This window comes from Pseudomonas sp. GW823-FHT02E01, assembly GCF_058797535.1.
On record NZ_JBXAJS010000007.1, the window covers coordinates 333391 to 339887 of the forward strand.

A 6497-nucleotide genomic window follows, 5' to 3' on the forward strand; every position below is an offset into this window, starting at 1 on the left:
TTTTCTTGCGTTCTCATGTGCTTAGTAGAATAAAGCACATAGACGACTTGACTTGCGAAGGCCGAAACAGAAGAATCCAAAGTCCGCTGTACAGGGACTGCCAGAAGCAGACCCTCTCAGCAGATCATGAGGCGCATATCCGCGTCGACCTGTTACACCCGCAACGCGTTACCTCGCGCTGGGTGGGAAAGCCCCGCAACACTTGGGACGATCCCAATACTTGCTCAGTCAGTGCTGACGTAGTCGGCGACCACCGTCGCTCATGCTCTGCCGAGAAGTAAACCTATTAAGACCCGTCCCATTTTTCGTGGGCGGTATTCTGGCGTTTTAGAGGTGAGCAACGTGGAGCTTTTATCTGGCGGTGAGATGCTCGTCCGCTTCTTGCGTGACGAAGGCGTCAAATATATCTACGGGTACCCGGGTGGTGCTCTTCTTCATGTCTACGATGCCCTGTTCAAAGAACCGGAAGTGACCCACATCCTGGTTCGTCACGAGCAAGCGGCTACCCATATGGCTGACGGCTACGCCCGTGCCACCGGTAAAGCCGGCGTGGTACTGGTGACTTCCGGTCCTGGCGCAACAAACGCCATCACCGGTATCGCCACCGCCTACATGGACTCCATTCCAATGGTGATCATTTCCGGCCAGGTGCCTAGCACCATGGTTGGCACCGATGCGTTCCAGGAAACCGACATGATCGGTATCTCCCGGCCGATCGTGAAGCACAGCTTCATGATCAAGCACGCGTCGGAAATCCCGGAAGTCATGAAGAAGGCGTTCTACCTGGCGCAATCCGGTCGTCCTGGCCCGGTCGTTGTCGATATCCCGAAAGACATGACCAACCCGGCCGAGAAGTTCGAATACGTCTTCCCGAAAAAAGCCAAGCTGCGTTCCTACAGCCCGGCTGTTCGCGGTCACTCCGGTCAAATCCGCAAGGCGGCAGAAATGCTCCTGGCGGCCAAGCGTCCTGTGTTGTACTCGGGCGGCGGCGTGATCCTGGGCGGTGGTTCCGCACCACTGACCGAACTGGCGAAGATGCTCAACCTGCCAGTAACCAATACCCTGATGGGCCTCGGTGGCTACCCTGGCACCGACCGTCAGTTCATCGGCATGCTCGGCATGCACGGCAGCTACACCGCCAACCTGGCGATGCACCATGCTGACGTGATCCTCGCTGTCGGCGCACGTTTCGACGACCGTGTCATCAACGGCGCGTCGAAGTTCTGCCCGAACGCTAAGATCATTCACATCGACATCGACCCGGCTTCGATCTCCAAGACCATCAAGGCCGACGTGCCTATCGTGGGGCCGGTTGAGAGTGTCCTGACCGAAATGGTCGCGATCCTCAAGGAAATCGGCGAGACCCCGAACAAGGAGTCCGTTGCCAGCTGGTGGAAGCAGGTTGACGAGTGGCGCGGTGATCGCGGCCTGTTCCCGTATGACAAGGGCGACGGCAGCAAGATCAAGCCTCAGACCGTGATCGAAACCCTGTGCGAAGTGACCAATGGCGATGCCTTTGTGACCTCCGACGTGGGTCAGCACCAGATGTTTGCTGCGCAGTACTACAAGTTCAACAAGCCGAACCGCTGGATCAACTCCGGTGGCCTGGGCACCATGGGCTTCGGTTTCCCGGCGGCCATGGGCATTCAGTTGAGCTATCCGGATGCCGACGTCGCCTGTGTGACGGGCGAAGGCAGTATCCAGATGAACATCCAGGAGCTGTCCACCTGTCTGCAATACGGTTTGCCGGTAAAAATCGTCATTCTGAACAACGGCGTTCTGGGTATGGTTCGTCAGTGGCAGGACATGAGCTATGGCAGCCGTCACTCGCACTCCTACATGGAGTCGTTGCCTGACTTCGTCAAGCTGGCTGAAGCCTATGGTCACGTTGGCGTGCGCATCACTGAATCGAAAGATTTGAAGTCGAAGATGGAAGAAGCGTTCGCCATGAAAGATCGCCTGGTGGTGATCGATATTTCGGTCGATACCAGCGAGCACGTCTACCCGATGCAGATCAAAGACGGCTCCATGCGCGATATGTGGCTGAGCAAGACGGAGCGTACCTAATCATGCGGCACATTATTTCCTTGCTTCTGGAAAACGAACCCGGTGCTCTGTCTCGTGTGGTTGGCCTGTTCTCGCAGCGCAACTACAACATCGAAAGCCTGACTGTGGCACCAACCGAAGACCCGACCCTGTCGCGTCTGACGCTGACCACGGTCGGTCACGATGAAATCATCGAGCAGATCACCAAGAACCTGAACAAGCTGATCGAAGTGGTAAAACTGGTCGACCTGTCGGAGAGTGCTCACATCGAGCGCGAACTGATGCTGGTCAAGGTCAAGGCCACCGGCGCCCAGCGCGCCGAGATCAAGCGCACTACCGATATTTACCGTGGACAGATCGTCGATGTCAGCGCCAGCGTGTATACCGTTCAACTGACCGGTACCAGCGACAAGCTCGACAGCTTCATCCAGTCCATTGGCACCGCCTCGATTCTGGAGACCGTCCGTAGTGGCGTGACCGGCATTGCCCGCGGCGACAAAGTACTCAGCATCTAAACCAAATTAGCGAACGGCCTGAACGGCCTGATATAGGGGAAATTCATGAAAGTTTTCTACGATAAAGACTGCGACCTGTCGATCATCCAGGGCAAGAAAGTTGCCATCATCGGTTACGGTTCCCAGGGCCACGCTCAAGCGTGCAACCTGAAAGACTCCGGCGTTGACGTGACTGTCGGCCTGCGTAAAGGTTCGGCTACCGTTGCCAAGGCTGAAGCCCACGGCCTGAAAGTGACCGACGTTGCTTCTGCTGTTGCAGCTGCCGACCTGGTCATGATCCTGACCCCGGACGAATTCCAGTCCTCCCTGTACAAGAACGAAATCGAGCCGAACATCAAGAAAGGCGCAACCCTGGCCTTCTCCCACGGCTTCGCGATCCACTACAACCAGGTTGTGCCGCGCGCTGACCTCGACGTGATCATGATCGCGCCGAAGGCTCCAGGCCACACCGTACGTTCCGAGTTCGTGAAGGGCGGCGGTATCCCTGACCTGATCGCTATCTACCAGGACGCCTCGGGCAACGCCAAGAACGTCGCCCTGTCCTACGCTGCCGGCGTTGGCGGCGGTCGTACCGGCATCATCGAAACCACCTTCAAGGACGAGACTGAAACCGACCTGTTCGGCGAACAAGCCGTTCTGTGCGGCGGTACCGTTGAGCTGGTCAAGGCCGGTTTCGAAACCCTGGTTGAAGCTGGCTACGCGCCGGAAATGGCCTACTTCGAGTGCCTGCACGAACTGAAGCTGATCGTTGACCTCATGTACGAAGGCGGTATCGCCAACATGAACTACTCGATCTCCAACAACGCCGAATACGGCGAGTACGTGACCGGCCCTGAAGTCATCAACGCCGAATCCCGTCAGGCCATGCGCAACGCCCTGAAACGTATTCAGGACGGCGAATACGCCAAGATGTTCATCAGCGAAGGCGCTACCGGCTATCCTTCGATGACCGCCAAGCGTCGTAACAACGCCGCTCACGGTATCGAAATCATCGGCGAGCAACTGCGCTCCATGATGCCGTGGATCGGTGCCAACAAGATCGTCGACAAAGCTAAAAACTAAGTCACGCGCTTGTACGAAAAACGCGGCTTAGGCCGCGTTTTTTCGTTTGGGGGGCCGGTTCTGGTATAAAGCTGCATCGTTTGCGGCCGAACCGTCGTCCCAGACACCTGTCCAAACTTTCCACCCGTTGCAAGGTAATGTCCATGAGCGAACGCCCCGAAGAGCCAAACCAGGCTTCTGACGCCGAAAGCCTGCTGCCCATCGATGAACATGTCGAGGAAGGGCATGACGCCGAAGGTCGTAAAGTCCGGCATCGTGGTATCTATCTTCTGCCGAATCTGTTCACCACTGCGAATCTGTTCGCAGGGTTCTATTCCATCATCAACTCAATGAGCGCCCAGGCGGCCTTGAGTGCCGGTGACACGGCCAATGCGAGCAAATATTTCGCGTTCGCGGCCATCGCGATCTTCGTCGCAATGGTGCTCGATGGTCTTGATGGGCGCGTGGCCCGCATGACCAATACCCAGAGCGCCTTCGGTGCCGAGTACGACTCGCTGTCGGACATGGTTGCCTTTGGTGTTGCCCCGGCATTGCTGGCCTTCGGTTGGGCCTTGGGTGACATGGGCAAGGTTGGCTGGATGGTCGCCTTCATCTATGTGGCGGGCGCGGCCTTGCGCCTTGCGCGCTTCAACACCCAGGTCGGTACGGCGGACAAGCGCTACTTCATCGGTCTGGCCAGTCCTGCCGCTGCGGGTGTGGTTGCAGGTATCGTCTGGGCGTTCAGTGACTACGGCATTCAGGGTTCCAAGATGTCCTTCCTGGTTGCGCTGATGGTTGCGGCGGCCGGCATGCTGATGGTCAGCAACATCAAGTACAACAGCTTCAAGGAACTGGACCTGAAGGGGCGAGTGCCTTTCGTGGCGATTCTCGCCGTGGTGCTGGTGTTCGCAGTGGTGTTCAGTGACCCTCCGCGCATCCTGCTGCTGGTGTTTCTCGCCTATGCAGCCTCCGGCCCGGTTCAATATCTGTTACGTCTTCGCCGTAACAAGAGCGCGTAATTTCCCTCATACTCCGCAGTCTATGGGTGCATCTGTCCTCCAAAGCTGCGGAGTAACCATGCTGATCAAAGTCCCCGGAACGTCCGACTGCCTCGAGTCGGACGTCACGCCTGAATCCCTCTATCTTTCTCGACGCAAAGTGCTCGGCGCCACGGTTGCGGGCTTCGCTCTGGGCAGCCTGCCGCAATGGGCCAGCGCTGGCGATGCTGTGCGTTATCCGGATGTCGAGCCCGGCAAGGCGCCTTCCTGGTTCAGCGAAAAACTTCCGGCTACCCAGTGGGGAGCGATCAGCGTCAAGGATGAGGCGATCACGCCGTTCAAGGATGCGACCCACTACAACAACTTCTACGAGTTCGGCACAGACAAAGGTGATCCGGCCGCCAATGCCGGCACGCTGAAGACGGAGCCGTGGTCGGTAGTGGTGGACGGGGAGGTGGGCAAGCCTGGGCGGTATGCGCTGGAGGACTTCATGAAGCCCTATCGGTTGGAGGAGCGAATCTACCGGCTGCGTTGCGTGGAAGCTTGGTCGATGGTCATTCCCTGGATCGGTTTTCCGCTCTCGGCCTTGCTCAAGGAAGTCGAGCCGACCTCGAAAGCCAGATTCATCCGCTTCGAAACCTTGCAGGATCCCAAAAGCATGCCGGGGCAGCGCTCCGGTTTTGCCTTGATCGACTGGCCCTATGTGGAAGGGTTGCGACTGGATGAGGCCATGAATCCGTTGGCGATTCTCGCAGTGGGGATGTACGGGCGTGAATTGCCTAATCAAAACGGCGCGCCGTTGCGTTTGGTGGTGCCTTGGAAATATGGCTTCAAGAGCATCAAGTCAATCGTGCGCATCAGTCTGGTCAGCGAGCAGCCGAAAACCACCTGGCAGAGTATTGCTGCGGATGAATATGGCTTTTATGCGAACGTGAATCCCACCGTTGATCATCCTCGCTGGACTCAGGCGCGTGAACGCCGCCTGCCCAGTGGCTTGTTCAAGCCCAATGTGCGCGACACGCAAATGTTCAACGGCTATTCAGAGGAGGTCTCCTCTCTATATACGGGGCTCGACCTGAGGAAGAATTACTGATGCGCTATCCGTTTTGGCCTATCGGTGTCTTTGTCGTGGTGCTGGTGTGGCCGCTACTGTGGCTGTACCAGGCCTGGGAAGATGTCCTCGGGCCGGATCCGGGCAAGGTGCTGGTCGATCGATTGGGTTTGGGGGCGCTTGTTCTGTTGCTTGTAACCTTGAGTATGGCGCCTTTGCAGAGACTCACCGGTTGGGCGGGGTGGAATGCCGTGCGGCGACAGTTGGGATTGTGGTGCTTTGCCTATGTGCTGCTCCACCTCGGTAGCTACTGCGCATTCATTCTTGGTTTTGACTGGTCGCAGTTGGGTGTCGAGTTGCGCAAGCGGCCTTACATTATTGTCGGGGCGTTGGGTTTTTTTGGTTTGCTGGCATTGACGGTGACTTCCAATCGATACAGTCAGCGACGATTGGGTGTCCGTTGGAAAAAGTTGCATCGCCTGGCTTATGCCATTCTCGGGCTTGGATTACTGCATATGCTCTGGATTGTTCGCGCCGACCTGAAAGAGTGGGTGATCTATGCATCTATAGGTGCGTTGCTGTTAATGCTGCGGCTACCGCCTGTGGCTCGTCGAATCCCGCGTCTAATGGCTAAAAAGGCCTCTTCTGCCAAAAAGGCGTAAATAGTGGTTGACGGCAGATTCCAGGTGTCTATAATTCGCCCCACTTCCGGCGCAGTCGAAACGGAAAACTCCTTGATAAACAAAGAGTTACGCAGTTTTCGATAGCGGGTTGCTTCAGTTCATCGAAGCCGAAAGGGAGTTGAAAAAGAGGTGTTGACAGCAGCGTGTAACGCTGTAGAATTCG

The 6497-nt window shown here is 57.0% G+C and carries 6 protein-coding genes; all 6 read left to right on the forward strand.

Annotated elements, in window-relative coordinates:
• Nucleotides 1–342: 342 nt before the first annotated feature.
• The 6 genes from AC1RDQ_RS19515 to msrQ all read left to right on the forward strand — a co-directional run bounded on the left by AC1RDQ_RS19515 (nucleotide 343) and on the right by msrQ (nucleotide 6313).
• Nucleotides 343–2067, forward strand: coding sequence for an acetolactate synthase 3 large subunit (locus AC1RDQ_RS19515; protein WP_057716561.1), 1725 nt, complete (start codon nucleotides 343–345; stop codon nucleotides 2065–2067).
• 2 nt (nucleotides 2068–2069) lie between these two features.
• Complete coding sequence (ilvN, locus tag AC1RDQ_RS19520; RefSeq protein WP_003205610.1) at nucleotides 2070–2561, forward strand: acetolactate synthase small subunit; 492 nt, start codon at nucleotides 2070–2072, stop codon at nucleotides 2559–2561.
• Between the two features lie 45 nt (nucleotides 2562–2606).
• Nucleotides 2607–3623: a ketol-acid reductoisomerase gene (gene ilvC / locus AC1RDQ_RS19525; RefSeq protein WP_003228216.1), complete on the forward strand. Its 1017-nt coding sequence runs from the start codon at nucleotides 2607–2609 to the stop codon at nucleotides 3621–3623.
• Nucleotides 3624–3766: 143 nt separating this feature from the next.
• Nucleotides 3767–4621, forward strand: a complete 855-nt coding sequence (pssA, locus tag AC1RDQ_RS19530; RefSeq protein WP_492587913.1) for a CDP-diacylglycerol--serine O-phosphatidyltransferase — start codon at nucleotides 3767–3769, stop codon at nucleotides 4619–4621.
• 58 nt (nucleotides 4622–4679) lie between these two features.
• Nucleotides 4680–5693 (forward strand): protein-methionine-sulfoxide reductase catalytic subunit MsrP, encoded by a 1014-nt coding sequence (msrP, locus tag AC1RDQ_RS19535; RefSeq protein ID WP_492587914.1) that lies wholly within the window; start codon nucleotides 4680–4682, stop codon nucleotides 5691–5693.
• Entirely contained in the window at nucleotides 5693–6313 is a 621-nt protein-coding gene (gene msrQ / locus AC1RDQ_RS19540) for a protein-methionine-sulfoxide reductase heme-binding subunit MsrQ (protein WP_492587915.1), read from the forward strand. Before msrP ends, msrQ begins: the two co-directional genes overlap by 1 nt.
• Nucleotides 6314–6497: the final 184 nt, after the last annotated feature.

Coding starts and splice junctions, on each gene's coding strand:
- ilvN (WP_003205610.1), top strand. CDS start 2,070: ATGCGGCACATTATTTCCTTGCTTCTGGAAAACGAACCCGGTGCTCTG.
- ilvC (WP_003228216.1), top strand. CDS start 2,607: ATGAAAGTTTTCTACGATAAAGACTGCGACCTGTCGATCATCCAGGGC.
- pssA (WP_492587913.1), top strand. CDS start 3,767: ATGAGCGAACGCCCCGAAGAGCCAAACCAGGCTTCTGACGCCGAAAGC.
- msrP (WP_492587914.1), top strand. CDS start 4,680: ATGCTGATCAAAGTCCCCGGAACGTCCGACTGCCTCGAGTCGGACGTC.
- msrQ (WP_492587915.1), top strand. CDS start 5,693: ATGCGCTATCCGTTTTGGCCTATCGGTGTCTTTGTCGTGGTGCTGGTG.